Source organism: Vibrio sp. FF145 (assembly GCF_041439075.1).
In the GTDB taxonomy this organism is placed as follows: domain Bacteria; phylum Pseudomonadota; class Gammaproteobacteria; order Enterobacterales; family Vibrionaceae; genus Vibrio; species Vibrio tasmaniensis_A.
The window spans coordinates 1-23108 of record NZ_JBGONH010000039.1 but is presented as its reverse complement, the minus strand read 5'-3'; the positions used below and the strand labels follow the sequence as shown (position 1 = coordinate 23108).

General features: G+C 42.8%; 22 protein-coding genes. 10 read left to right on the top strand and 12 right to left on the bottom strand.

Features of this window, described 5'->3' with window-relative positions; translation table 11 throughout:
* Window positions 1-134: 134 nt before the first annotated feature.
* Window positions 135-680, bottom strand: a complete 546-nt coding sequence (locus ACED42_RS15070; RefSeq protein WP_371703136.1) for a GNAT family N-acetyltransferase — start codon at window positions 678-680, stop codon at window positions 135-137.
* Window positions 681-906: 226 nt separating this feature from the next.
* Between ACED42_RS15070 and ACED42_RS15065 the strand changes: the two genes are divergently transcribed.
* Window positions 907-2172 carry an HD-GYP domain-containing protein gene (locus ACED42_RS15065; protein ID WP_009844755.1) on the top strand — a complete coding sequence of 422 codons (1266 nt, stop codon included), beginning with the start codon at window positions 907-909 and terminating at the stop codon, window positions 2170-2172.
* A gap of 149 nt (window positions 2173-2321) precedes the next feature.
* Here the strand turns inward: ACED42_RS15065 and ACED42_RS15060 are convergent, their stop codons facing one another.
* From ACED42_RS15060 to ACED42_RS15040, 5 genes are all read right to left on the bottom strand, one after another.
* Window positions 2322-3041, bottom strand: coding sequence for a DsbA family protein (locus ACED42_RS15060; protein WP_371703134.1), 720 nt, complete (start codon window positions 3039-3041; stop codon window positions 2322-2324).
* A 123-nt stretch (window positions 3042-3164) separates the two neighbouring features.
* The gene (locus ACED42_RS15055; protein ID WP_009844757.1) at window positions 3165-3734 is read right to left on the bottom strand and encodes a protein disulfide oxidoreductase; all 570 of its coding nucleotides are present in this window, start codon (window positions 3732-3734) and stop codon (window positions 3165-3167) included.
* 3 nt (window positions 3735-3737) lie between these two features.
* Window positions 3738-5801: a protein-disulfide reductase DsbD family protein gene (locus ACED42_RS15050; RefSeq protein WP_371703163.1), complete on the bottom strand. Its 2064-nt coding sequence runs from the start codon at window positions 5799-5801 to the stop codon at window positions 3738-3740.
* Between the two features lie 95 nt (window positions 5802-5896).
* Window positions 5897-6373 carry a hypothetical protein gene (locus tag ACED42_RS15045; protein WP_371703132.1) on the bottom strand — a complete coding sequence of 159 codons (477 nt, stop codon included), beginning with the start codon at window positions 6371-6373 and terminating at the stop codon, window positions 5897-5899.
* Window positions 6374-6707: 334 nt separating this feature from the next.
* Window positions 6708-6956: a hypothetical protein gene (locus tag ACED42_RS15040; RefSeq protein WP_009844760.1), complete on the bottom strand. Its 249-nt coding sequence runs from the start codon at window positions 6954-6956 to the stop codon at window positions 6708-6710.
* Between the two features lie 252 nt (window positions 6957-7208).
* On the opposite strand from ACED42_RS15040, the gene ACED42_RS15035 reads away from it, so the two are divergent.
* Window positions 7209-8813, top strand: a complete 1605-nt coding sequence (locus ACED42_RS15035; protein ID WP_017099775.1) for a mechanosensitive ion channel family protein — start codon at window positions 7209-7211, stop codon at window positions 8811-8813.
* Between the two features lie 180 nt (window positions 8814-8993).
* Window positions 8994-9827 carry a RecX family transcriptional regulator gene (locus ACED42_RS15030; protein WP_371703131.1) on the top strand — a complete coding sequence of 278 codons (834 nt, stop codon included), beginning with the start codon at window positions 8994-8996 and terminating at the stop codon, window positions 9825-9827.
* 111 nt (window positions 9828-9938) lie between these two features.
* On the opposite strand, the gene ACED42_RS15025 is transcribed toward ACED42_RS15030, so the two are convergent.
* Window positions 9939-10733, bottom strand: a complete 795-nt coding sequence (locus ACED42_RS15025; RefSeq protein ID WP_371703129.1) for a response regulator transcription factor — start codon at window positions 10731-10733, stop codon at window positions 9939-9941.
* Between the two features lie 304 nt (window positions 10734-11037).
* On the opposite strand from ACED42_RS15025, the gene ACED42_RS15020 reads away from it, so the two are divergent.
* The 3 genes from ACED42_RS15020 to ACED42_RS15010 all read left to right on the top strand — a co-directional run bounded on the left by ACED42_RS15020 (window position 11038) and on the right by ACED42_RS15010 (window position 13598).
* Complete coding sequence (locus ACED42_RS15020; protein WP_371703128.1) at window positions 11038-11910, top strand: DUF3187 family protein; 873 nt, start codon at window positions 11038-11040, stop codon at window positions 11908-11910.
* A 155-nt stretch (window positions 11911-12065) separates the two neighbouring features.
* Window positions 12066-13106 (top strand): hypothetical protein, encoded by a 1041-nt coding sequence (locus tag ACED42_RS15015; RefSeq protein WP_009844765.1) that lies wholly within the window; start codon window positions 12066-12068, stop codon window positions 13104-13106.
* Window positions 13107-13286: 180 nt separating this feature from the next.
* Complete coding sequence (locus tag ACED42_RS15010) at window positions 13287-13598, top strand: hypothetical protein (RefSeq protein WP_029222827.1); 312 nt, start codon at window positions 13287-13289, stop codon at window positions 13596-13598.
* Window positions 13599-13692: 94 nt separating this feature from the next.
* Here ACED42_RS15010 and ACED42_RS15005 read toward each other — a convergent pair whose 3' ends face one another.
* Window positions 13693-15540, bottom strand: coding sequence for a M3 family metallopeptidase (locus tag ACED42_RS15005; protein ID WP_371703126.1), 1848 nt, complete (start codon window positions 15538-15540; stop codon window positions 13693-13695).
* A 221-nt stretch (window positions 15541-15761) separates the two neighbouring features.
* On the opposite strand from ACED42_RS15005, the gene ACED42_RS15000 reads away from it, so the two are divergent.
* The 3 genes from ACED42_RS15000 to dbpA all read left to right on the top strand — a co-directional run bounded on the left by ACED42_RS15000 (window position 15762) and on the right by dbpA (window position 19009).
* The gene (locus ACED42_RS15000; protein WP_009844768.1) at window positions 15762-16355 is read left to right on the top strand and encodes a hypothetical protein; all 594 of its coding nucleotides are present in this window, start codon (window positions 15762-15764) and stop codon (window positions 16353-16355) included.
* A 217-nt stretch (window positions 16356-16572) separates the two neighbouring features.
* Complete coding sequence (locus ACED42_RS14995; protein ID WP_371703124.1) at window positions 16573-17481, top strand: aldo/keto reductase family oxidoreductase; 909 nt, start codon at window positions 16573-16575, stop codon at window positions 17479-17481.
* Between the two features lie 148 nt (window positions 17482-17629).
* Entirely contained in the window at window positions 17630-19009 is a 1380-nt protein-coding gene (dbpA, locus tag ACED42_RS14990; RefSeq protein ID WP_009844770.1) for an ATP-dependent RNA helicase DbpA, read from the top strand.
* Window positions 19010-19149: 140 nt separating this feature from the next.
* Here dbpA and ACED42_RS14985 read toward each other — a convergent pair whose 3' ends face one another.
* The gene (locus ACED42_RS14985; RefSeq protein WP_009844771.1) at window positions 19150-19323 is read right to left on the bottom strand and encodes a hypothetical protein; all 174 of its coding nucleotides are present in this window, start codon (window positions 19321-19323) and stop codon (window positions 19150-19152) included.
* 261 nt (window positions 19324-19584) lie between these two features.
* Here ACED42_RS14985 and ACED42_RS14980 point away from each other — a divergent pair, with 261 nt between their 5' ends.
* Window positions 19585-20421 (top strand): DUF6279 family lipoprotein, encoded by an 837-nt coding sequence (locus ACED42_RS14980; protein ID WP_371703122.1) that lies wholly within the window; start codon window positions 19585-19587, stop codon window positions 20419-20421.
* An 82-nt stretch (window positions 20422-20503) separates the two neighbouring features.
* Here the strand turns inward: ACED42_RS14980 and ACED42_RS14975 are convergent, their stop codons facing one another.
* The 3 genes from ACED42_RS14975 to ACED42_RS14965 all read right to left on the bottom strand — a co-directional run bounded on the left by ACED42_RS14975 (window position 20504) and on the right by ACED42_RS14965 (window position 22907).
* Window positions 20504-21127, bottom strand: a complete 624-nt coding sequence (locus ACED42_RS14975) for a PolC-type DNA polymerase III (protein ID WP_017098680.1) — start codon at window positions 21125-21127, stop codon at window positions 20504-20506.
* A 70-nt stretch (window positions 21128-21197) separates the two neighbouring features.
* Window positions 21198-21599, bottom strand: coding sequence for a PPC domain-containing DNA-binding protein (locus ACED42_RS14970; RefSeq protein ID WP_371703121.1), 402 nt, complete (start codon window positions 21597-21599; stop codon window positions 21198-21200).
* A gap of 111 nt (window positions 21600-21710) precedes the next feature.
* Window positions 21711-22907, bottom strand: coding sequence for a DEAD/DEAH box helicase (locus ACED42_RS14965; RefSeq protein ID WP_017109066.1), 1197 nt, complete (start codon window positions 22905-22907; stop codon window positions 21711-21713).
* Window positions 22908-23108: the final 201 nt, after the last annotated feature.

The following is a 23108-nucleotide window of genomic DNA, read 5'->3' as shown; positions in this document are numbered from 1 at the left end:
TAGTAAGAGACCAATTAGACTCTTAAAAATGAAAGCCACGGTTTAATATCGTGGCTTACTAATTTAATTAACTTACTAATTACCAATTATCATTCACTATCAATTGGCAAAATTTACCAAGTAGAAAATCAAGCTTAGATATTGTTGGTGCTTAAACGATGAAGGCCATAAATAGCATGATCTATGATACGGCCATTTAAGTTCTCGTTACGAGTTATGATACCTTCTAATGTGAAATGTAAGCGCTCACAAACCTTGCGACTACTCTGGTTGCCAGTTGCAGCTGATATCTCCACCTTTTCCATATCTAACTCATTGAAAGCAATATCAATGAGCTTCTCAACTACGCGTGTAACGATCCCGTTACCTTGGTAAGTCTCAGACAACCAATAGCCTATCGTGACTTTCTGTTTGCTGTGGTCAATGGTGTTAAAGCTACAGTTACCGACGATATTGTCTTTGTACACAATCGCACATGTCATGCTTTTGCCTTCCGCGTAATCATGTAGCGAGCGCTGGATGAAGATCCTAAAGTCCTGCTCTGTTTTGCAGTGCGGTGGCCATGCTAACCATTGGCTAAGATACTCATTTTGGCTTTGTGAAATTTCCGCGTAATGAGATGCGAAGTTCTCTTCAACCAGAGCGATGGATAACTCTTCATCGATAACTGTTTTAAACATGTTTTCCCTTTTCTTTTGGCTGATGATTTAAGTGTCTTTTGGTCGGCAGGTTATAATGTCGCACAATTTTGAATATGCAACCACTTGTAGCGCGAATTATTCGTGATACGCTAGGTCTATCACGAAATACATTAAACCTTATAATAATTGCGGGTATGATCGTTGGTCATGCATTAGTATTAGCAGCCTAAATATATAAAAACTATAAAAATACTAGGCTTAAGTAATGAATCAACATTGCCAAGAGGTAACCGTAGACCTAAGAAAGGCTCTATTTGGTATTGCTAAGGCGCTTGATAACGTCGGTTTTGAAAGCAAAAACCATGGACAGAGGGTGGGTTACATCGCATATCGATGTGCTCTGAGCGTGGGGTGGGAAGAGGAGCAGGCACAGCTCGCATTTTCGTTAGGGCTAATTCACGACTGCGGAGTGTCGCAAATAGACGAGCAACGTCGACTGAATTCGGGGTTTGTTCCCGACTCGACTTATTACCATTGTCAAAAGGGCTACCAAATTTTAAAGGAGTGCCCTGTTCTTTCTATATTTGCTAAGCCAGTTCTTTATCATCATACCCCTTGGTTAGATCTAAAGACTATGAATATCAGTGAATTAGAAAAGGAACTGGCTGCAGTTGTGATGCTTGCTGACAGAGTTGACTATCTATATGGCATAACCGCTTCTGATCGTTATGGGAACCTAACCCCAGACGGTAAAGCGAGCATTATTGGACGTTTGACTGAGCAAGCGGACGAGATGTTCGAAACCAATCTTGTACAGCACATGTGTGAGTTGGTTGATCTGGATGATTTTTGGTTCTCGATGGAGACCCCTTACATCGAGAATATGAGAGATAACTTTGAACCTGTACCCTTTTTCTCTCAGCAAATGTCGCTGGATGAAACAGTCGCCTTTGCCGAGTTTATTGCTAATGTCGTTGATACGAAAAGCTCGTTCACTTTCAAGCACTCGTTGAAGGTAGGGCAACTTTCTGAATATCTAGCTAAACAACTTGGTTATTCACACACAACGCAGAGAAAGCTCTATTTAGCTGGTTTAGTTCACGATATTGGCAAACTGCAAACCCCTGGTGACATTCTTCATAAGCCAGATTTGCTCACTGACGAAGAATACTGTTGTATTAAACGCCATGCGACAGATACTCGATTCGCGCTGCAGGAGCTGTTTAGTTCGCCTCAGGTGTGTCAGTGGGCTTCCGACCACCATGAAAGGTTAGATGGTTCAGGCTATCCGATGGGTAAAACGGCTGAAGATTTAGATCAACCCAGTAGAATTGTTGCTGTAGTCGATGTATTCCAAGCATTAACCCAGTCTCGCCCTTATCGTAAAGGTATGACACTGGAAGAAACTCTAGCGATATTAACGGACCAAGTTGATAGTTATAAGTTGGATCGAGAAGTGTTTGAATGCCTTAGAAAACACGCAGAGTACTGTTTTGAACTATCGACGGACAAAAGAATGTACGCATTTTAACTTTGGTCGTTTTTAGGATTCAACTCACCTTTAAATTTAAGGTAAATGGACTATCTACTTTATTCAAACAATGAAAAAGCCGACTGGGTGTTGCGCGAGTCGGCTTTTATTCACTTCTCTTTCTAGTCTTTATCTCTATCTACGCTCGATTAAAAAGCATCATCCACGATATCTTTAAGTCGATCGTAAGGCACATAGCCCGGTAGAAGCTGATCATTCATCATCATCGTTGGCGTTCCTGTTAAACCCAGAGCGCTAAAGGTTTGATGGTTAGTGGTTAGAACCTGGTTTTGTTCTTGAGTTGTTTTTAGTTCCGCTTCTGTTCCTGTCTTCTTGGCTACGGCTTCTAGTGAGCTTTTCGAGTGAATACCACTTTTTGCCATCAGCAGTCTGTTGACTTCAGGGAAGGCTTCTGGATTATCTTTCCATACTTTCATCGCGTATAGAGCTGCATTGGTATCAAGGCCATCTACTTGTTGCTGCTTAAATGACAAGTACACATTGATGATTTTGATATCACTATTTTCAGAAGCTAATTTTACTAAGCCTTTCTCTAAGCGTTTACAGAAAGGGCAGTTGTAATCAGTGAAGTTAACGATGACTGATTTTCCGTCAGGGTTGCCCGTGATTGGGTGAGCGTCATTGTTATACAACCAGTCGTGACTCTCTGCTTGAGCTTTCTTTGCTTGCGCTTGGCCCGCGACATACTGCTCTAAACTGGTATGCAGCCCTGAAATCGTAGAAGGATTCTCCTTCAGGAACTGGTTAATTTCTTCGAGTTGCTGGGTTTGTTCTGTGCTTAACTCAGCGAAGGCACTTGTGCTCATTAGTGAGCCTAAAATCAGTGTGCAAATCAGATGTTTTTTCATGTTGTTTATTCTCTAATTCTTGATAATCGTGAGCGCGTTTTGGGTCGCGCTCACGGTATTATTGTTTGTTAAATTGGCTTTAATCGGTTCATTTGCTCTGCTCTGTTTTTCTTAGTGAGCGAGTTATGCAAAGTAGGTTCTTAACCACAGGCCGATAGGGGAAGTAACGCCGGTTGCGATACTGCTGATCTTTCCATCTTTGATGATGACAATACTTGGCGTGACATTGACTCCCCAACTTCTGCTGATCGATCCAGAGAGATCATTGATAACAGGGAAGTCATACTCTTTGGCGTCTAAGAAGCGCTGAACACGTTCGTCTGGGCCAGATGAAAGTGCGACAGAAACTACTTGATGGGAGTCGCTGAAGCTATTAACCGTCGGGCTCACCAATTTGCACGCGCTACACCAAGTCGCCCAAAAATAGACAATAACGGGCTTACCGCTTTTGCTTAGCTCGATAACATCAATATCCTCACCTTGGATCGACTGACCCACGATTGGAATCGCGTCTCCTTGAGGCATGCTTCTGCTGTGGTAAAAATCCATGGCAAACGAAACCACGCCAACGATCAGTATCATTGAAACGAGTTCCTTTCCCCACTTCTTAAGACGGCTTGGCTTTTTGGTTTCAGCCTTTACAGCGTTATCTTCAGCAGAGCTAGGCTTTTGTTCGTTGTTGGGCGTCTTCATCAATTATCTCGCAGCGTCGATGGCTTGAATAACAGTGTCACTGTCTAGAATTACGGGTAATGGAATACCATTTTTATAGCTCGGGCCATAAACGATATTAAATGGCACACCAAATCGCCCATTACTTTGTAAGTATTGAGTGACACTTTCACTTGGTGTTGTCCAATCGCCTTTCATCAAAACAATGTCTTCTTGTTGCAGGTGGCTGTAGACAGGATCTTGAAGAATGACGCCAATTTTGTTGGCTTTACAGGTGATACACCATTCAGCAGTCACGTCGACAAAGACTGTTTTTCCTTGCTCGACCAACTGAGGGATTTGCTTCGCATCCAGTTTTTGCCAAGCGAGATCGTCAACAATCGGAGTCGCCCAGTTATCAGCGGTGACACTACCGACGATCAATGCAGCACCAAACACCAAGGTTGTGGTTGCGACGATAGGAATAAGCACCTTGCGACCCAGTTTCATGCCAATCCAAACCAGTACTGAAATCACGATAAATAGCGACAGCAGGATAGTTGGGAATTTACCAATGAATGGGCTCAGAAGGCTTGTTAGCCATAGGCTGGTAATGAACATCATTAAGCCAAATACCAGCTTAACTTTGAACATCCATGCCCCAGGCTTTGGAAGCAATTTGGTTAGGCTTGGGGATAGCGCGAAGATCAACCAAGGTGCGCTCATACCAATGCCGAGTGCGATAAAGATAGCCCACAACTCTTGGTAACTTGCGCCCAGAGCATAAGCCACTGCAGTTCCTAGGAATGGAGCACTGCAAGGCGTTGCCAATAGTGTCGCAAACATGCCTTGGATGAAGTGACCTGAATGTGAGTCGTCGCCTTTGGTTGCCATCCAAGTGTTCAAGCCTGATGGAAGCCTGAATTCGAATAGACCGAGTAGGTTAACTGAGAACAGTAGGGTAATGATCAGCATGAACCCGATGAACCAAACATTTTGGAACTGGATTCCCCAACCAATCGCATTGCCACCCATTTTCAGAACGGTCATGCCTAGAGCTAGTAGCGAAAACGAAGTGATAACCCCCGCAGCAGACGCTAGGAATGAGAGTCGGATATGGCGATTTGAAGCACCTTGGTTCTGAATGATGCTGTTTAACTTCATTCCTAATACGGGTAGAACACACGGCATGATGTTGAGGATTAAACCGCCCACTAACGCAAAACCAAGCATGACTAGAAAGCTGTTGTTGCTTGTTTGGTAAGCTATCGGGTCTGACCCAACTTGCGCGGTCATCTCTTCGGCAAAGTTAGTATCTGAAACGGTAATACTCACTGTGCGATCCGTTAAGTCGACCTCGCCGATCCAGTTACTCACATCGAATACTGCGGTCATTGTATTGTCTGTGATGTGGACGGTTGGTGGAGAGAAGAAGTCATCAAGCACTTCTTGCCCATCAATCAATACCATCGGTTTATCCCAGCCTTCCTTACTTGTTAGCTGAGTCACCAGTTGTTGTTTGCTTTTATCCCAGAACAGGCCGTTCACTGAAGTGCGGTTAGCTTCTCGTGGAGATTGGCTCATGCCTTGATTGAACAAGAACATCGCTTCTTCATCGAGCTCTAATGTTTGCGGATCAATCGGCAATTCGATGTCGTAATCGGTTAAAACACAGATATTGGTACACGACGGAAAGGTGAACGACGCCTTGAACAGTGCTGGCTTCGTGTTGTCTTTCAGTGTCAACGTTACTGGGAAGCTGACGTGTTTTTTGTAGCCTAACGTCATCACGTCCAGTTGTTCGTAATATTTAGGGATCGGCCAATGCCACTCTACCGACTCTATGTTTGTGGAACCAGACCAGTCCCAACTTGGTGGAATACCACCTTCACCTGGGCTACGCCAATAGGTTTTCCAATCGCCGTCGAGAACGACATCCAGCACGGTTTGAATCTTAGAACCGTCGTCCGATTGTTCACCCGTCGACATCATTCGCATCTTGACTGGTGGATGTTCAGGCACGCTGAGCCAGCCCGTCGTCTGTGCCAAGGCAGTAAATGACGTCATAACCAAAAGGGCAGTGACTAGCGTTTTCGCGCATGTACGCATGCAGAATGCCAACGAATCGACAAACTTAGTTAGTAGTGTGTTGTACACAAATGTATCTCCAAAAAATAAATAAAAGGGTGTAGTAGCCCGGTTATTTACTCTCTAAATATACAGTGCTTTAGATGTAAGCGGTGTTTTGTAGGTCGAGAAGAGCGATGGTTATCTCTAGACAATCTCGATATGTGCGGTGATAGGCTGTACGCAACAGCAATAAACAGGATAAAAGGAATCAGCCAACCTGTTTTAGGTGTCGCGAAGGTGAGCATTTTGGAGCTTAGGCTGCACGCGCTAGAATTTGGCGCTGACAGAGTTTTAGAAGCTTCTGAACCAAAAACGCTGGCATAGAGCTCAGACATTTTATCGAAAGGTGCGACGATTGCTTGTGGGTGGCTGGTTTCTGCGCCGACAAGTATTGATTGTCCAGTTAGGGAAGCTGAAGTGGTTACTTTGTTTGCAGACAGCGTACTCGCCAGACAAGTTACGATAACCAGTCCGGTAAGGAACAGCGCCCAAAGCGAATGCTTTTGTCGGCGGTTCTGTGTGGATAAGATGAGTAGCGATGTGTTCAGCAAATCAGTCAGTAATCTAATCAGTTAATAGTTAATAGTTAAAGCGAGCTCATTGAATTGCGGTTAGCTTAAATAAGATCTCTTCGAGTCACAAGTCATGAAATTGTTAAAGTGAAACGATGTATAAACGCGATAAACCGTAGATACACGATAAACGATGCATAAACACCAACTCACGCAAATACGACATTGAGCTCTAGATAAAGTTCACAACAACTGGAAGTTATCGCCAATTTATCCTGTATAGAGTGCTCTATTCATTATCAGGAGATACAAAAAAGCCCAACAGTTCGTAGATGGTGTATTGGGCTTTAACCATTGGTGCTATCGGAAAGGTTTAGTGAGAACGGCGAGGACCGTTGCGCACAAGGTCTTTACCATTTTCAAAGATTTCTTTAGTGATCCAGCGAGCGAGTAAAACCTTGTGACTGCTGTTGAATACTGCAACGAAATGACGACCATCAGAATTATTGGTGGCCATACCTACGCCTTCAACGTCTTCAAGACCTAAGCCCCCTGCTTCTACTGAAATTAGGAATTGCTCTAGCTCTTCTAGAGACTCAATAACATCAAGTTCGTTGTTCATTTTTATGCTCTTTTGCTGTGAGCCAACATAGGATTTAAGGCGATTTAGTACATGCACCTAAATGACGATATTGGCTGTTGTTCTTTGTTGGTTGCGTACTCTACAGGTCATAAGAGGGGATTGGAACTCTCAAATATTAGATACAGGCTGATAATTTGCAAAGTTTTAACACAACATACGTTTAAATGCTTGTTATCCATCTTCTTTTTACTACTATTTATAGGGTCAATTTAGACAATAATAGGAATTAGTATGATGAAGGTTTGGCGTTGTCTATTGTTAATGTTGGCGTTTGTCGCATTTGGAAGTTTTGCGCAAAGCGTCGATAAAATAGCAGAAGTACAAGACCAGCTAATGCTGGACCTCGCTACATTAGAAACAGCGCACGATGCTGAAAAGCCGTTTCTAGAAGACATATTGCGAAGAAAGAACCAAGCACTACGCAAAGAGATATCCTCCCAATTATCATCTGATAAGAAGCAAGGCTTAGACGCTGTTCTTGCCCAGCAAGTAGAGCTTTTACAGCATTTACTGTCATTGAACGAAGTTAAAATTGTCTCTATGAGCAAAGACAACCGTTCGGCTGAAGGGGATGCAAAAAAGCGTCTTGAATTGTTGATTCAAAAACGTATCGGAATGATGGATGACTACTATCAGCAACTTTCTAAGACCTTAAGTTGGTCAAAAGATCGAGGCGTTGATGTATCGGCTGCGGAAAGTCAGTTAAAAACCGCACTAGTTTCTCGTTCGCAATATCTGACAAATGCGATTCTCTACACAGACACGCAGCGTCAAGATTTAGAGCGCCGTTTGTCTTTTGTGAGTGAAGAAGAAAAGGCGACGATAAAAACTGAATTAATACGTTTCAGAGAACGAACCAGCGTTATGGTTGCCAGCTTAGAGAAAAGTATCTCCATGATGGTGCCATTTGGTGTGGATGTCACCTCGTACAAGCGTATTCTATTAGCGACCACCGGCGACATTAACGCTGATGTATTGGATGTTGATGTTGCACTGGAGTTGTTGGATGGTTGGCTTCGTTCATTCAGTTCATGGGCTTTTGAAAATACCCCTTCATTTATCGTTAAACTCGCGCTTTTCCTCGGTATTTTGTATGTAACTCGCCTTATTGCTAATGTGGCTCGTAAAACCGTTCGTAAGAGTGTTTCGCACTCTAAAATGGACTTCAGTGTATTGATGCAGGACTTCTTTGTATCAATTGCATCTAAAGCGGTCGTGTTTGTTGGTTTGCTGATCGCCCTGTCTCAAATAGGGATTGAGCTAGCACCACTATTAACGGGTTTCGGTGTTGCGGGTGTCATCATTGGTTTTGCATTGCAAGATACGCTGTCTAACTTTGCATCGGGCTTGATGATCTTGATCTACCGTCCGTACGATGTTGGCGACATGGTCAAAGTCGCTGGTGTTCAAGGCACTGTAAAAGACATGAGCTTAGTATCGACAACCGTTCAAACCATCGATAACCAACGCTTGGTGATCCCAAACAACAAGATCTGGGGTGACGTGATCAACAACATCACAGCAGAGCGTGTGAGACGTGTTGATATGGTTTTTGGTATCGGTTACTCAGATGATATCGATAAAGCAAAATCGGTATTGAACGACATCATTCTTGCTCACCCTCTAGTGTTGAAAAAACCAGAGCATATGATCAAGCTTCACACCTTGAATACGTCTTCAGTTGATTTTGTTGTAAGACCTTGGGTTAAGACAGATGACTACTGGGAAGTGTATTGGGATGTGACGGAAACCGTGAAGAAACGCTTCGATGAAGAGGGCATCACGATTCCATTCCCTCAACGTGATGTACATGTTTACAATCACGAAGAGAGCTAATCCAAAAAAACTAAGTACGGCTTAAGGTCGATTTCTACTTAATGTGATATCAAATGGACGCTGAATAAGCGTCCATTTTTATTGGTTGCCGTTTATATTGAGCTTCACTCTTTTAGGTAATTCAACCACCTTAGAATTAAGTTATGATGAGGTAGGCTTAGTTTGGACAGTTGAAATCGAATGGATGATTCACAGCAAAAAACGAATGGTAGAAATACAACGGTAAGAAAAGCGACGCGAATCGAAAGCGTTATGAACTCTGCGATGTGGCATTTAACTCAGAGAGATATGACAGAAAGTGAGTTGGTAGCGAAGCTCAAAGGGAAAACCGACAATCAAGAATGGATCGATGAAACGTTGAATACTTTGAAGGGCTTTGGGTATCTCAAGTCTGACCAAGTGTTTGCTGAACAATTCGTAGAACAAGCGTTCTCAGGTGAATTTGGTTCTCGATATATTGTCGAAAAATTGAAGAAGAAAGGCCTGACCGATTCAGTGATTTCTGATGCAATCCATAAGGTGTCTTTCGAAAAGTCTATCGATGAACAAACCATCTTGATAGACCGAATCAACCACTACTACTCAAGCTTTACCATGAGCCGTGAAAAGCTGGTTGCGACTCTGCAAAAGCGTGGCTTTAGCTATCAACAAGTTAAGGTAGCGATTGACCAACACCCACAAGCACATCAACTGAAAAGTAATATTCAAATTAAGGCCGAGAAAGCCGATTTGGAAAAAGAGGTGCTCAAGTATGCTCGTAAAGGCAAGGGTCTAACCGCCATTCAGCAAGACCTTAGACAACGACAAATCGACACCAGTGAGCTGTCATCGCTCATCGACCGATTGATTAATGGAGAGCAGCTAGATTTCTATTCTTCGTGTTTAGAACAGTTGCAGAAGAAGTCTTATGACCTAAACGATCATAAAGAACGCTCTAAGGCTTACGCGATGCTAAGTCGAAAAGGCTTTTCGTCGGATGAAATTAAATTTGCTCTGAGTGAAGGTAACGAGTAGCCAGTGTCCTTAAACTCAAGAAATATAGAACTTTCAGAAATACAGAACCTTCAGATATAAAGAGCTGAAGGTCACCGAACACAGAATGATTTACAGGGTCAATAGATTGCTTTAACGCGTTGTGTGCAGGTTTTCTGTAATACCTAACCCATTACGCAACGCGAACTGAAGGAGGTCATTGTGGTTGTTCAAATCGAGCAACCCAAGCATTCTGTACTTATGCGATTCTATAGTTCGAGAGCTTAGATGGAGCTGTTCCGCACACTCTTTTGCACTTAGGCCTTGAGCAATAAGGGCCAACACTTTGGTCTGCTTCTTGGTGAGTAAGAGTAATTTGTCACTGTCATCTTCTAGCCTATTCTCATTTTGCTTTAATGTTCTGGCTAGCGTTGAGTGCTGCCAATAACAGAGCCAAAGCTCACAGACTAATTTTAAGCGCTGGATGTCTTCGAGAGCGAAAGTGGTATCGTTGTCGTGAAAGTTAGTAAAAGACAGTGCTCCCCAGCGTTGGTTAAAGAGTTGCAAAGGAATGATGCAGTGCCATCGGCCCCCTTCTTTGTATAACTGCTTTAATACGTAATTCTGAGTGTTCTCAAGGTCGTCTTTCGAAAACGCGAGATAAGTTTTTTTGGTCTTTAGCAGCTTTAGATAATCAAGATAGTTGCCACCAATGAGACTCTGTTTATTAACCGGAGGTATGTTCGCTTTCGATACTGAACAAGTCTTTCCGTCTTCCAGTAAGACCATTGAGTTAGGGTAGAGTGTTAAACGATCCATCCCAAACCAATCGAGTACGTCAAAGCTCGCTTCTGACCAAGTAGCTTGAAAACACTTAGGATCGCTATTGATGAGAGTCGTTGATTGCTTCATCAACAATTGTTCAAAATTTAGGTTAGTAGCCGACATACCTTTCCTCTATCAATATATTCATCAGGTTAATATCCCGAAGACTATGCGTTCGTAAAGCACAGTGCAAGATAAGATGATTACATTTTCGAGAGGTTCTAATTTTCGTTTTTTTATAACTCTTTAATCTAAATGTTAGGATGATAAGCGGTAGATCTACTGCATTAATTGAACGGTGTTTTTTAATAAAATCGGGCATTTATACAACCGAGTAAACACTGTGATAAGTTTAAGGGCGTTACTGAGTATTTCAGTCTCGATACTGACTTTTTTTCATCCTACTGCAAGCGCGAACGCATCCCCAATGTTTGTCTATGCGCAGTCACCTATTCATTCAAATGTGCTTTCAACACAACTTCGTTCTGCTCAGCCCAAAAGGGTGGGGACTATTGAGTTCAAGTCCTCTTATACCCAAGCCAGTATATGGGCACACACGAGTGCGTATTCGCTCGACTATTATCAAAACCAGTCAAATATTGCGATTGAGTGGCAAGCATCTCCAATTTGGAAAACCGAGCTGGATTATCGAGTTGTGACTGCAAAAGATAATGGTTTAGACAGTTTTGTGATGGGTTTTCACGATCTGTTTGGTATTGGACAAAATGGCCGTGATGAAGTGGCTGAAGATCAGTTCACCATGGATTTTAATCATGCAGGGGTTCATGTGTCTGATTTTGAGGGGGATGATTTAACCAATGCGCTGACTTTTTACAATGAGCTTCTGTTGCATTCTAGAGGGCCGATGTCGCTCTCTGCTGGTGGCTCTTTATTTTACAACAACGTAAAAAGTGGCCGGTTTGCCAGAACTAGCTTCGAACAAGGCGTCCAACTTAACTACAGCTTTATCACCTTAAGGCATAACTTTTTTTCAACGGTAGGTTTGGTTCACCGTAACGGTGATGACTACTTAGTTAGTTTAGAGGGGTTCAGCGCAAGTTGGGCATTAGGGTATGAGTATATGTTTAATGCTCGGCACAGTTTGTTAGTTGAGTCTTTAAATTATCAAGGGTGGGCAACGGATGAACCAGATTTTTCAGAGCCGTCTAATGAAGTGGTGCTAGGTTATAGGTACCGATTCAATAGGTTTAGTTTAGAAGCCTTGATGACAGAGAATATTCGCAATATGGATAACAGCACTGATATTGGGTTTACGATTGGGTTGCGCTTCTCAATATAAAAGTAATATCAATATATCATTATGTAATTAAATTCATCGCAACGATAAAATTCCAGTAGTTTTACGGTATATCCACAACACAAATTTTTGAACAATAGCGCTACTCCAAAAGGCCGGACTAACAAGGCCGAATCAATATATAGGTAGTGGTTATTATGAAAAAGACATTAGTAGCACTTGCGATTGCAAGCATTTCAAGTTCAGCTTTCGCGGTAAATACAAGCAGCCAAAACAGCCAAAATGAAGACATGTTCGCATTTGATTCAATGCATAAAGATCAATTCTCAGTATCTGGTGCTATGGGTGTTGGCGGTTACTACGACACTGGTTCTAAAGCATTCTACGATGACTGGGCTACAGGCCTAACACTTGCAGTAAACTACCGTAACAACCGTATTGTTGGTTACTTCGAAACAGACTTGATGGTGAACTACACAACAGACAATAACGTTTCAGCGAATGATTCAGTTAACTACAAGTGGACAAATGGCATCGATACTGGCCCTGCTGCTGATGTAGACAAAGCTTGGCTTGGTTTTGACACTGGTTTCGGTATCGCTTCATTCGGTTGGGAAAATGATACAGCACTAGATAAAGTTGACGGTGCTGGTGATAACACTTACGAGTTTGGCGCTTCTGCTGGTGATGCTTCTGACGGCTTCAATGTTGTTAAGTTCCAGGGTGCAACAAGCGGTATCGCTTACGGTATCTCTTACTTCGAAACGAAAGATTCTCGTAACAATGATAAGTTCGACAAAGGTGTGAACGGCTACATCGGTCTAGAGCAAGAGGTATTCAACCTATACGCAGGTTACGAAAACCGTGATTACGAAGCTAATTACGAAGTTTACACGGTAACTGGTAACGTAAAAATTGGTGACCTAACACTAGGTATGAACTCTTGGATTGATGACGCAGATTCTGAGAAAGACACGGGTTACTACGTTTCAGGTGGTTACGCGGTTTCTGAAGACCTAACAATTGCAGCTGGTTACGCCTCTAACAGCAATGAACTTGATGGCCAAGCGGACGTAGATGCTTCTTACATCAACATCGCGGCAATGTACCGTATTGCAGACAACGCTGACATGGGTATTGATATCAAACAAGATATTGATGGTGCACGCATGGGTTCAACTAGCGCACAGTACGACGAAGAAACACACGTATTCGCAGCAGCTTACTACTACTTCTAAGCTCTTAATAGCTTAATAGCTTAATAGCTTTGAGAGCTTAAGAACTTTAAATCTGATTGCTATGGTGTGTCGCATGCCCGGTCGTTACACCATGTTCTCTTCGTTTTGCCGTTTAAGTATCCAACCGATATGTGGTTTGGTACTCAGTGTTATGAGTGGAATGATAATCTGGAGAATGTAATGGTTAAGAGCATTACTGCCAAGGGTGTTATTTACGGAAATGACACTCTGTTTACATGTAAACCGAATCGAAATGGATTATTTGAATTGGCGCGTAAACATGGAAGAGTTGCAGGTACTCGCCCGCAAGATCTCAAGAACAAGGTTTATGCTGAATCTCTTGATGAAGCTTGGAATTTACTCAAAACAGAAAAGTTTTATATTGTTTTGACAGGGCAGATATGTGGTATTCATAGGAAATCACTAAGAAGCCTTGATTCTGTCGACATTATTTTTGATGTTCAATCTCGTTTAAATTGTGTCACTGTGTAGGGTCGATGCTGTAAATAAAAAGGACGATTAAATATCGTCCTTTTTTTCGTTTGAGTTTTTTGGTTCAACCTTGGTTACAGATGCTCAGCACCCGCTATCGGCCGTATTGCCCAACGATAAAGTGTTCAAACTCATCACACATCTGATGGTTTGACTTATCATTATTCGCCAACTCGGTTGTCCCATCAACGATTGATATCTTCGCATTCAAATCAGCGACGGGTGCTCGTTCTCTTGTCGACAGCTGTTTGATTTTTTGATCTTCAATAGCCCAAGCTTCTTCTGGCGATAAGTTGCACTCGTCAGCGAGGTACTTGGCATTAAAACCTTCCCCAGTCAGGCTTTCGATTGTCCCATTATGATTCACGCTATTTCCTTGGTGCCAATAGTGCTTAGCTAACAAAGGGCCGATCTCCGGGTTATCCGTTAAGTAACCAAACTTATCGGTGAAATATGCACGAGTTTGATACACGGCCATATGAGCTAATAAGTAACCCTGATATGCGCAAGAGGCTTCATCCGACAATAGATGAGGGATCGCCATTAATGGGCGAGGGCTACAAGCCAATCCAAGAATCGTGTTCTCACTGCTACGAGCAAGAGCAGTGATCTTTTCAGGTGTCAGATCTTCATCCGCCAATTCGTAAAGTGCTCGTTCGAAATAGGGAACAACAAGAATGCTTCGTTCTTGGTAGGCTCTGAACGGTTGTTTGTTATCTATGATGGCTTTGATTAGCTCATCAGGTACTGCTTGGCCTTCTGAATCCAGGGCATATTGTTTTAGCCAATCGGCGTCATTCAATAAGCTGTCACAGAACATGGATTGAGTTTCGGCATAAGCCATCGATGTTGGTGCAAATTCTTGAGAGAAACAAGGCGCATTCATTTTAACATTAGCGAAATGTGCAGCGTGGCCGCCCTCGTGAAACAGCGTATTGATACCATCATAACCGCTGCCGATTTGGTCGGGCTTGGCGTTGCTCGTGAAGTTGACCTGTGCAGCTACCCAAGTATCTTGATCGTAGAAAGAAGGAACTGGCCCATGACAGAAACCGTTTGGATACTTTCCTTTACGATCAAGCAAATCTAATTTCAATGTTGCTTGTGAGTATTCGATATTAAGACGACCAAAAGACTCAACCCAACGCCTTAGTGACTTTGAAAATGGAACATAAGGGTCTAAGTCATTCATGACGTCACCTGCAAAAGAGTAGGTGAAATTATGGGCTTCTAGAGCGCTCTGACCTTTTTTCTGAGTTAAGCTCTCTAGGCTTTGTTGATGGTTATCTCGCGTGCGAACTTCAAAGTCATCCAGAATTGTAAACAGTTGCTCAGTTGTCATCTGCTCGGTTTTAACGACGGAATAGTCAAAAAAGGTTTTGAAACCCAGCGATTGAGCAAACTGGTTGCGTTTTTTGATGAGTTCAATGAAGCCGTTAGCCAGCAGCCACTGCTCTAAACCTAGTAGTGTTTGGTGAGCTGAAAGCCTAACTTTTTCATTACTATTGGTTCTTATTGTTGAACCTAGAACCGGTAACGACCCTTCAGTGTCGTCGCCCGCTTCATTCACGTAAGTCATTACATGATTCTGTTTTTTCTCAAACAGTTCAGCCTCAAACTTTATGAGTTCGGCTTTAAGCTTCTGTGACTGCTCAGACTCAATAGCGTGAGATCTAAAGGTCGCTAACCAACCATTCAAGCCTGTTAGCGTGCTCTCTTTTTCTTGAGGGTCTTGAATTTCTTCGATAGTAGCTAGCTGCGTTTCGATAGCAGCAATTTGCTCGGCAGAGCTAAGAAATTCAGTCCATTGGGTCTGCGCGAGTGTCGAGCCATCATGGTCATCACTGATCCCCATATAAGTATCCCAAAAGAAGTCTTCTTTCGCTTTATGAGTCGCAAGATACTTTTGGTTCAATTGGTTGAGATAGTTCGTTGCAGTCATGGACGTTCCTTGTAAATTATTCATTAATTTCAACATTATGACACATTCATGGGGTGTATTGTGTGACGACAGATATAACAGAGTGCAACTCTTCTTAGTATCAAGTTTGTTAATCTTATCGTTGAGCAATATTTTTAGTTTTATAGATGTAAATCGAGCAGTTGTTTGTTGATTGGTCACGTATAATGCACGCTCCATACCGCGTGAAATAAGCACAAATAATGAGAACTCTTCCTAGCTTAATCCTGCCTTTGTTATTGACTCTGAATACCCTTTCATTTTCTGCGCAGGCGAGTGAAAGCTGGTGGTTACGGACGGTATTCAATAGCAACCCAACTCAACCGAGTTCTCAAAACTATATTAACGATATCGATCTTATGGATTGTGGCGAAGTTGAAGGCACTCTGTTGTGCAGTGACTTAACCCAATATTACGATTTGGATGTTTATGTTGAACTGGAGTTGGGTGACTCAAGCGTCGAAGTGGTTCGCCTTAATCTGCCATATTCGAACCTAAGTTACACAAAGCTTCAGGCATATCTTCGTCAAGATGGCTTTGCTCTCAGTTCAATTCGCATTGGAGAGGATGATTTTGATGTCGTCGCTCAACTCGAACAAGCGAAACGTGAGGGAGTTGGTTACGACAAGGTAGATAAACAACTCGTAGAATTCATCAACTCACCACATCATTCCTCTGAGCAAATGAGTGTATGGAATGTGCCTAGCTCTTCCTCATCTTCTTCTAGTTCTTCAGCCCCTTGGATTCAGTTACATAGTGATGGTGACAACTTAACGGTTGAACTAAATCGCTTTTAATTGCTCAAATTTATAGATGGTTTCGTCACTCATCAGAGTAAACAAGCCTTTCAGGAGAACGGCTCACGGGCAGACAGCAAGTTATAATTCATTTAAGTGTTCGTTTTTCTGTGGCTCTCACATTTTTAGTAAGCGTTTACCTTTGCCATTTGTTATACGTTGAGCCTTCGGTAAAACGAGCTTAGGATACGTTCAGTATTGATAAAGGAGACAACCCATGGTTGCAAAAGTAACGGTAGCGCCACAAGGCCCAGAACTTTCTGAGCTGGTGCAAGGATACTGGCGTACAGCTGAGTGGGGTATGACCCCGCAACAACGTCTGACTTTCCTAAAGCAGCACATTGATCTTGGCATCACAACGGTTGATCACGCGGACATTTACGGTAACTACCAATGTGAAAAGTTGTTTGGTGAAGCATTAGCGCTTGAGCCGAGCCTTCGAGATGATATTCAAATCGTCACCAAGTGCGACATCAACTTGTGTGGTGACCACACTCCAGATCGCAAGATCAATCACTATGACACCAGCGCGCACCATATTTACCAATCAGTAAATAACTCTCTAGAGCGTTTGGGTGTAACCGAACTTGATGTATTACTGATTCATCGCCCTGACGTATTGATGGACGCGGATGAAGTGGCAGAAGCGTTCGCTGAACTACATAAGGTAGGTAAAGTTAAGCACTTCGGTGTCTCTAACTTTTCACCGCGTCAGTTCGACTTACTGCAATCACGGCTAGGTAAGCCACTGGTGACGAACCAAGTTGAAATCAACCCATTGAACTTCGAAGTGGCTCATGATGGCACGCTAGATCAACTGCAGATGAACCGTATTCGTCCAATGGCGTGGTCTTGTCTCGGTGGTGGTAGCATCTTTAGTGGCGCTTCAGCACAAGCGATTCGTGTTCGTGATGAACTAGAAGCCATTCGCCAAGAAGTGGGTGCAGATAGTATTGACCAAGTAATTTACGCTTGGGTTCGTCGATTACCCTCTAATCCGATTACTATTATTGGTTCCGGTAAGATTGAGCGTGTGAAAACGGCCGTTGATGCACTGAAAATCGAACTGACGCGCGAGCAATGGTATCGCGTTTGGGTTGCCTCAAAAGGTCACGGTGTGCCATAAGAAGTAATTCGAAAATGACGATAAGCCAGCCAACAAAGCTGGCTTTTTTGTGTTCGCCTAACCTATTTCTTCAAAACTGTGATTAAGGTGGAATAATTTTCAAAAACACTCATAATGCACTCTGTTTTTCACCAGTTGGATATTTCCATTGAGCACTTCAAAATTCTCTTCAATCGCCCTTAAGCCAGAGCTTCTAAATACGTTAGATTCTCTTGGTTATACTGAAATGACGCCTATTCAAGCGTTAAGTCTTCCTACTATTCTGGATGGCAAGGATGTTATCGGTCAGGGTAAAACGGGTTCAGGTAAAACAGCTGCTTTTGGTTTAGGCGTGCTGCAAAACCTACGCGTTAAGCGTTTCCGTGTTCAGTCTTTAGTGTTATGTCCGACTCGTGAGCTAGCAGACCAAGTAGCAAAAGAGATCCGTACTCTTGCTCGTGGTATTCACAATATTAAAGTGCTGACACTATGTGGCGGTATGCCAATGGGCCCACAAATTGGTTCATTAGAGCATGGCGCACACATTCTTGTGGGCACTCCTGGTCGTATCCTCGACCACCTAGAGAGAGACCGCATTGACCTGTCTGAGTTGAACACACTTGTGTTAGATGAAGCCGACCGCATGCTGGAAATGGGTTTCCAAGATGCACTAGATGCTGTTATTGAAGCAGCACCAAAAGATCGTCAAACGTTATTGTTCAGTGCAACTTTCCCTAAACAGATTAAATCTGTTGCAGACCGCATCATGAATAACCCTGAAATGGTGAAGGTTGAATCAACACACGATCACTCAAGCATCCAGCAACACTTTTATAAGGTTGAAGGTACTGAAGCTCGTGATGACGCACTAGAGCTAATGCTTCTTCATCATCAACCAGAGTCAGCGGTTGTGTTCTGTAATACTAAGAAAGAAGTACAGAACGTAAACGACGAGCTAAGCCACCGTGGCTTCAGTGTTATTGAGCTTCATGGCGACATGGAACAGCGTGAACGTGACCAAGCTTTGGTTCAGTTCTCAAATAAAACCATCTCTATCTTGGTTGCAACAGATGTTGCTGCTCGTGGTCTTGATGTTGATAACCTAGATGCTGTGTTCAACTTTGAGTTGTCTCGCGATCCTGAAGTTCACGTACACCGCATCGGTCGTACTGGACGAGCAGGAAGTAAAGGCGTCGCTATCAGCTTCTTTAGCGAAAAAGAGATGCACCGTGTTGCTCAAATTGATGAGTACATGGATATGCCAATCGAACCGTCTCAGTTACCAGCTAAACCAATTGCTAAGCCGTACTACTCAAACATGGTAACGATCCAGATTGATGGTGGTAAGAAAGCGAAACTTCGCGCAGGTGATATCCTTGGTGCGTTGACAGGCCAAGGCGGTATTGATGGTAAATCAGTAGGTAAGATCAACTTGTTCGCGATGCGTGCTTACGTTGCTGTAGAAAGATCAATGGCTAAGAAAGCATTAGGTAAAATCGAATCAGGTAAAATGAAGGGTCGTCAATTCCGCGCCCGAATTCTGAAATAATTCGAGACTGAATCCCTTTGCTGCGATATGTCTAATTAACGAGATTGTTACTTAATGACATTGCAGTAAAGGGTGTTCCACAAAATGCCACTCAAGTTTACTCTCTTAGGTTTATCGACCTAGTTCTCTATACCAAAGCATTATTCATCGGGTCTTATCGAATAAAGATCGTTGATATGTTTTCCCTCGCTAAGATACCAAGTCATCGCTTCCTTTCGATTGTGAACCAATATCGTGATTGTGGTTATTGAACCATCGTCAAAATAACAAAGCTCATATTCTAAATCGCTTGGATGATCAGGAATAGCGGCCATAGCTCCCCTCCCAAATATCAATCATTTGAAATACGCCAACCCAACTCATTTATAGGGTTCGTATTGCGTCAAATGAGCAATAAAAATCAAGTTACATCACTGCCATTAATTATTTTTAGTTTAATCATTTGCCGAAATAGTTAGATTAGCAAGTCTGAGTCTCAATTTATCCGAAAGTTTTTACGAGAACCCGATTTTGTAGCTAATGTTATAAGATCGTCTTGAGGTTCGTTGTTGAGTAAAATGTTGTGAGAGGGTGTAATGAGAAAGTGTCGTTGGTTAGTCTTATTAAGCTGTTTTCTATTCTCTGGCTGCGGGACTAAATTTGCCTATAACAATATAAGCTGGTTTGTCGTTAGCTATATTGAAGACTTTGTTTCTCTATCGAATAGTCAAGAATCCGAGCTCGAAGAGCGCCTCGATTTATTACAGCAATGGCATAAAGAAACTCAACTGCCGCTGTATATATCGCAATTAGAAGTGATCTTAAACACAGATCGTTCTGATATGAGTTCTGCTTTTATCACTGAACAAAGTGACCAAATTAAAGAACATATTCGCTCAATCGTTAGTAAGTTCTCTCCCGATATTTACGCGTTAAGCATGCAGTTTAACCTTAAACAAGATAAGGAATTCTTAAAGAACTTTAGGGAAAAGCAGCAAGAATATTACGAAGAAAGATTATCATTGAATGATGAAGATTCGAGAGAACGTTATCGAAGTCGAATTGAAGATCGGTTAGAGCGATGGCTAGGGACGGTATCGAAAGAGCAAAAGCAGATTATTTCAACTTGGTCTCAAGAATGGGTAAATACCAACGATAACTGGCGCCAATATCAAAATAATACCTACCAAGATTTATCGACACTGATAGAAAAGAAAAGCGACTTAGATATAGCTCAGCCGATTATTATGAACCTGCTTCTGAACAATGAAGCTTATTACCCTGAAGGACTTGAGCCTGAGCTTAACAAGAACATGCAGACATCAGCCAATTTTTTAGTCGATATCGTAGAAAGCAGCACTAATAAGCAGTGGGCTTATTTCATGGGTGAATTAGCAAGCCTTAAAGGAACATTTGAATCACTGCAGGAGTAGAGTCTTCTTTCGTTCTAAAGGCTAGTAGTTATCCATGTGACTAGCCTGTCAATCAAACTTGAAGGGGAGAGAGTTTAGATATTTAATTTCTGTTGCTCATCAGCAGCTTTGGAATAGAGCCTTTAGCGGTCTTAGATATTTTCTGCATCAGTTGAAAACTCGGCTGTTGAATGCCGTGGTCACTTTGAAGCTCATCAATCATCAATAACCACAACCGTGCTGTCATTTCTGAATCGGCTAACGCTCTGTGGAAAGTACCGTCGTTGTCGATATTCTTAAAGCGCACAAGGTCGCCTAGCTTATGAGTCGGCGCATCTTGGATTAGGCGGCGAGCAATCAACATTGAGCAAGCGAACTTGCCTGTGTAGTCTCGGCCAATAAAGTCTAATTCCGCATCGAGAAAGCGCTTATCAAACGATGCATTGTGAGCAACAAGTTGGCTGCCTTGGATAAAGTCTGCAAACTCATCCATCACTTCACTGCAACTGGCCGCTGTGCTTAACATACGGTTACTGATTCCGGTATAGCTTTCAATGAATCCACTAACACGAAACCCTGGGTTCATGAGTTGCTGAAAGGTGTCGACGACTTCGCCGTTAACTAATTTAACCGCACCGATTTCAATCGCTCGGTCACCCATGTTTGGTGATAAGCCTGTGGTTTCGAAATCGAGAACGATAACGGAGTCTGCGGAGTTTGGAGCCATCGTGTTTCCTAATTACTATTGGGTGGTATCGCTTTATATGAGGCGTTTGGTGCTGCTATCAGTGAAGCTATTATGTGTTACTGCTGATAGTGAGCTCAGTGTAACCCGTCGTATCATCATGCTCTCTGTTGAAGGTCAAAGTATCGTAACGGTGCACAATTAATTCAGCGGTGGTGGCGATAATCGTTCCCTCAAGCAGATGCCCACCAATCACATTGCCATTTTCATCAGCAACGGATAGGTGAACATGCTGGTGGTTCGGGGTTAGCGTCGCCATAAGTGACACAATTTCGAACGGATCTATAATTAGCTTGGTGTTGTTTGCATTAGCCAGACGAATATTGAGTTGAGAAACACACCCGACACAAGACGCGACAGAGCCCGCTGAGATATTGTGCGCTGTCACTAGCTTTTGGATCTCAAGCTTTAGGTCTTGGCCTCGGGTTAATCTCGTTGCGATAGGAGTGATCATCTTATTGCCTCAATTTTATTTGTATTTCTAAGAGCAAAACGAAGCCACATGGGCTTCGTTTTATTTTCATTTTGGCTAATGCGACTTTTTCATTTCTATAGCTGAAATTACTTAGTCTTGTTGCTGCTCTCTTTTCTTCTTAGGAACGAAGTTCAATACAGAGATTGGCACTTCTTTGCGTGGTTCAAAACCTTCAACAACACGACGTTCAATCAAGTGACCAAGACGTTTTTCGATAATGCACAGGTTCTTGAAGTTGTCTTTCGATAGGAAAGAGATCGCTTCACCAGATGCATCAGCACGGCCTGTACGACCAATACGGTGAACATAGTCATCCGCTGGGAATGGGATGTCGTAGTTCACTACGCGGCTTAGATTATCAATATCGATACCACGAGCAGCAACACCTGTCGCAACTAGATATTTTAGACGGCCTTTTTTGAAATCAGCCAGAATCTTTTCACGAATCGCTTGGCTACGTCCACTGTGGAAAGCTTCCGCTTCGATACCACGCTTTTCAAGTTGAGCAACCAACTTAGCCGCGCCGTGCTTAGTCTCGATAAAGATAAGCGCTTGGTCCCACTCACCGTCAGTGATCATGTGACTTAACAGTGCAGATTTACGGTCTTTATCGACTGTAACTAGCCATTGTTCGATGTTTGCTTTAGAAGCGTCAGTTTTGGCGATAGAAATCTCTTCCGCTTCACTGATTGCGCTTTTCGCTAGCGCACGAACTGGCGTTGATAGCGTTGCTGAGAACAACAGGTTTTGAATGTTTTGTGGCAAACGCGCGATGATCTTGTTGATGTCTTCGATGAAACCCATGTCTAGCATGCGATCAGCTTCATCTAGAACCAGTACTTCGACTTCATCAAAGTGAACGGCACGTTGTCCGTACATATCGATTAAACGACCTGGTGTTGCCACAAGAATATCGACACCTTCGATCAAGCGGTCTTTCTGGTGTTGGTAAGATACGCCACCGTACATCGCTAGTGATGTTAGGTTTAGGAACTTCGCGTACTTAGTAATGTTCTGCTCAACCTGAATCGCAAGCTCACGAGTTGGTGTCAGAATAACAGCACGAATACGTTTTTTACGTTGTGTTTCACCTTTACTTAGCATTTCTAAGATAGGGAGAACAAAGCTCGCAGTTTTACCTGTACCTGTTTGTGCAGCAGCAATAAGGTTCTTACCAGAAAGCACAATCGGAATTGCTTTTTCTTGAATAGAGGTTGGCTTTTCATAGCCTTGTTTTGCAACGGCTTTAACAATAGGTGAGCTTAATCCAAGCTTGGAAAATGGCATAAGTTTCTCGGTATGATTTGGCTAAATAGCGATGGAAAGGTTCAACAATCTTATACAAGGATAAGATTAATGGCGGCATTCTACCATGTTGCTTGTGTACTACTAGGGCATGTTGACCTTTCGAGCTGATTTTTGCAGCGAGTTGTTGGGTATTTATACAAGGCAGAGGCTTTGATGTGTAGCTAGCCTACATGAGAAGCC

Bases quoted from the DNA above. Each gene is read 5' to 3' on its own strand.
- ACED42_RS15070 (WP_371703136.1), bottom strand. From the start codon at position 680: ATGTTTAAAACAGTTATCGATGAAGAGTTATCCATCGCTCTGGTTGAA.
- ACED42_RS15035 (WP_017099775.1), top strand. From the start codon at position 7,209: ATGATGAAGGTTTGGCGTTGTCTATTGTTAATGTTGGCGTTTGTCGCA.
- ACED42_RS15060 (WP_371703134.1), bottom strand. From the start codon at position 3,041: ATGAAAAAACATCTGATTTGCACACTGATTTTAGGCTCACTAATGAGC.
- ACED42_RS15020 (WP_371703128.1), top strand. From the start codon at position 11,038: ATGTTTGTCTATGCGCAGTCACCTATTCATTCAAATGTGCTTTCAACA.
- ACED42_RS15030 (WP_371703131.1), top strand. From the start codon at position 8,994: ATGGATGATTCACAGCAAAAAACGAATGGTAGAAATACAACGGTAAGA.
- ACED42_RS14980 (WP_371703122.1), top strand. From the start codon at position 19,585: ATGAGAAAGTGTCGTTGGTTAGTCTTATTAAGCTGTTTTCTATTCTCT.
- ACED42_RS15055 (WP_009844757.1), bottom strand. From the start codon at position 3,734: ATGAAGACGCCCAACAACGAACAAAAGCCTAGCTCTGCTGAAGATAAC.
- ACED42_RS15025 (WP_371703129.1), bottom strand. From the start codon at position 10,733: ATGTCGGCTACTAACCTAAATTTTGAACAATTGTTGATGAAGCAATCA.
- ACED42_RS14985 (WP_009844771.1), bottom strand. From the start codon at position 19,323: ATGGCCGCTATTCCTGATCATCCAAGCGATTTAGAATATGAGCTTTGT.
- ACED42_RS14995 (WP_371703124.1), top strand. From the start codon at position 16,573: ATGGTTGCAAAAGTAACGGTAGCGCCACAAGGCCCAGAACTTTCTGAG.
- ACED42_RS14965 (WP_017109066.1), bottom strand. From the start codon at position 22,907: ATGCCATTTTCCAAGCTTGGATTAAGCTCACCTATTGTTAAAGCCGTT.
- ACED42_RS14970 (WP_371703121.1), bottom strand. From the start codon at position 21,599: ATGATCACTCCTATCGCAACGAGATTAACCCGAGGCCAAGACCTAAAG.
- ACED42_RS15010 (WP_029222827.1), top strand. From the start codon at position 13,287: ATGGTTAAGAGCATTACTGCCAAGGGTGTTATTTACGGAAATGACACT.
- ACED42_RS15005 (WP_371703126.1), bottom strand. From the start codon at position 15,540: ATGACTGCAACGAACTATCTCAACCAATTGAACCAAAAGTATCTTGCG.
- ACED42_RS15050 (WP_371703163.1), bottom strand. From the start codon at position 5,801: ATGCGTACATGCGCGAAAACGCTAGTCACTGCCCTTTTGGTTATGACG.
- ACED42_RS14975 (WP_017098680.1), bottom strand. From the start codon at position 21,127: ATGGCTCCAAACTCCGCAGACTCCGTTATCGTTCTCGATTTCGAAACC.
- ACED42_RS15015 (WP_009844765.1), top strand. From the start codon at position 12,066: ATGAAAAAGACATTAGTAGCACTTGCGATTGCAAGCATTTCAAGTTCA.
- ACED42_RS15065 (WP_009844755.1), top strand. From the start codon at position 907: ATGAATCAACATTGCCAAGAGGTAACCGTAGACCTAAGAAAGGCTCTA.
- ACED42_RS15040 (WP_009844760.1), bottom strand. From the start codon at position 6,956: ATGAACAACGAACTTGATGTTATTGAGTCTCTAGAAGAGCTAGAGCAA.
- ACED42_RS15000 (WP_009844768.1), top strand. From the start codon at position 15,762: ATGAGAACTCTTCCTAGCTTAATCCTGCCTTTGTTATTGACTCTGAAT.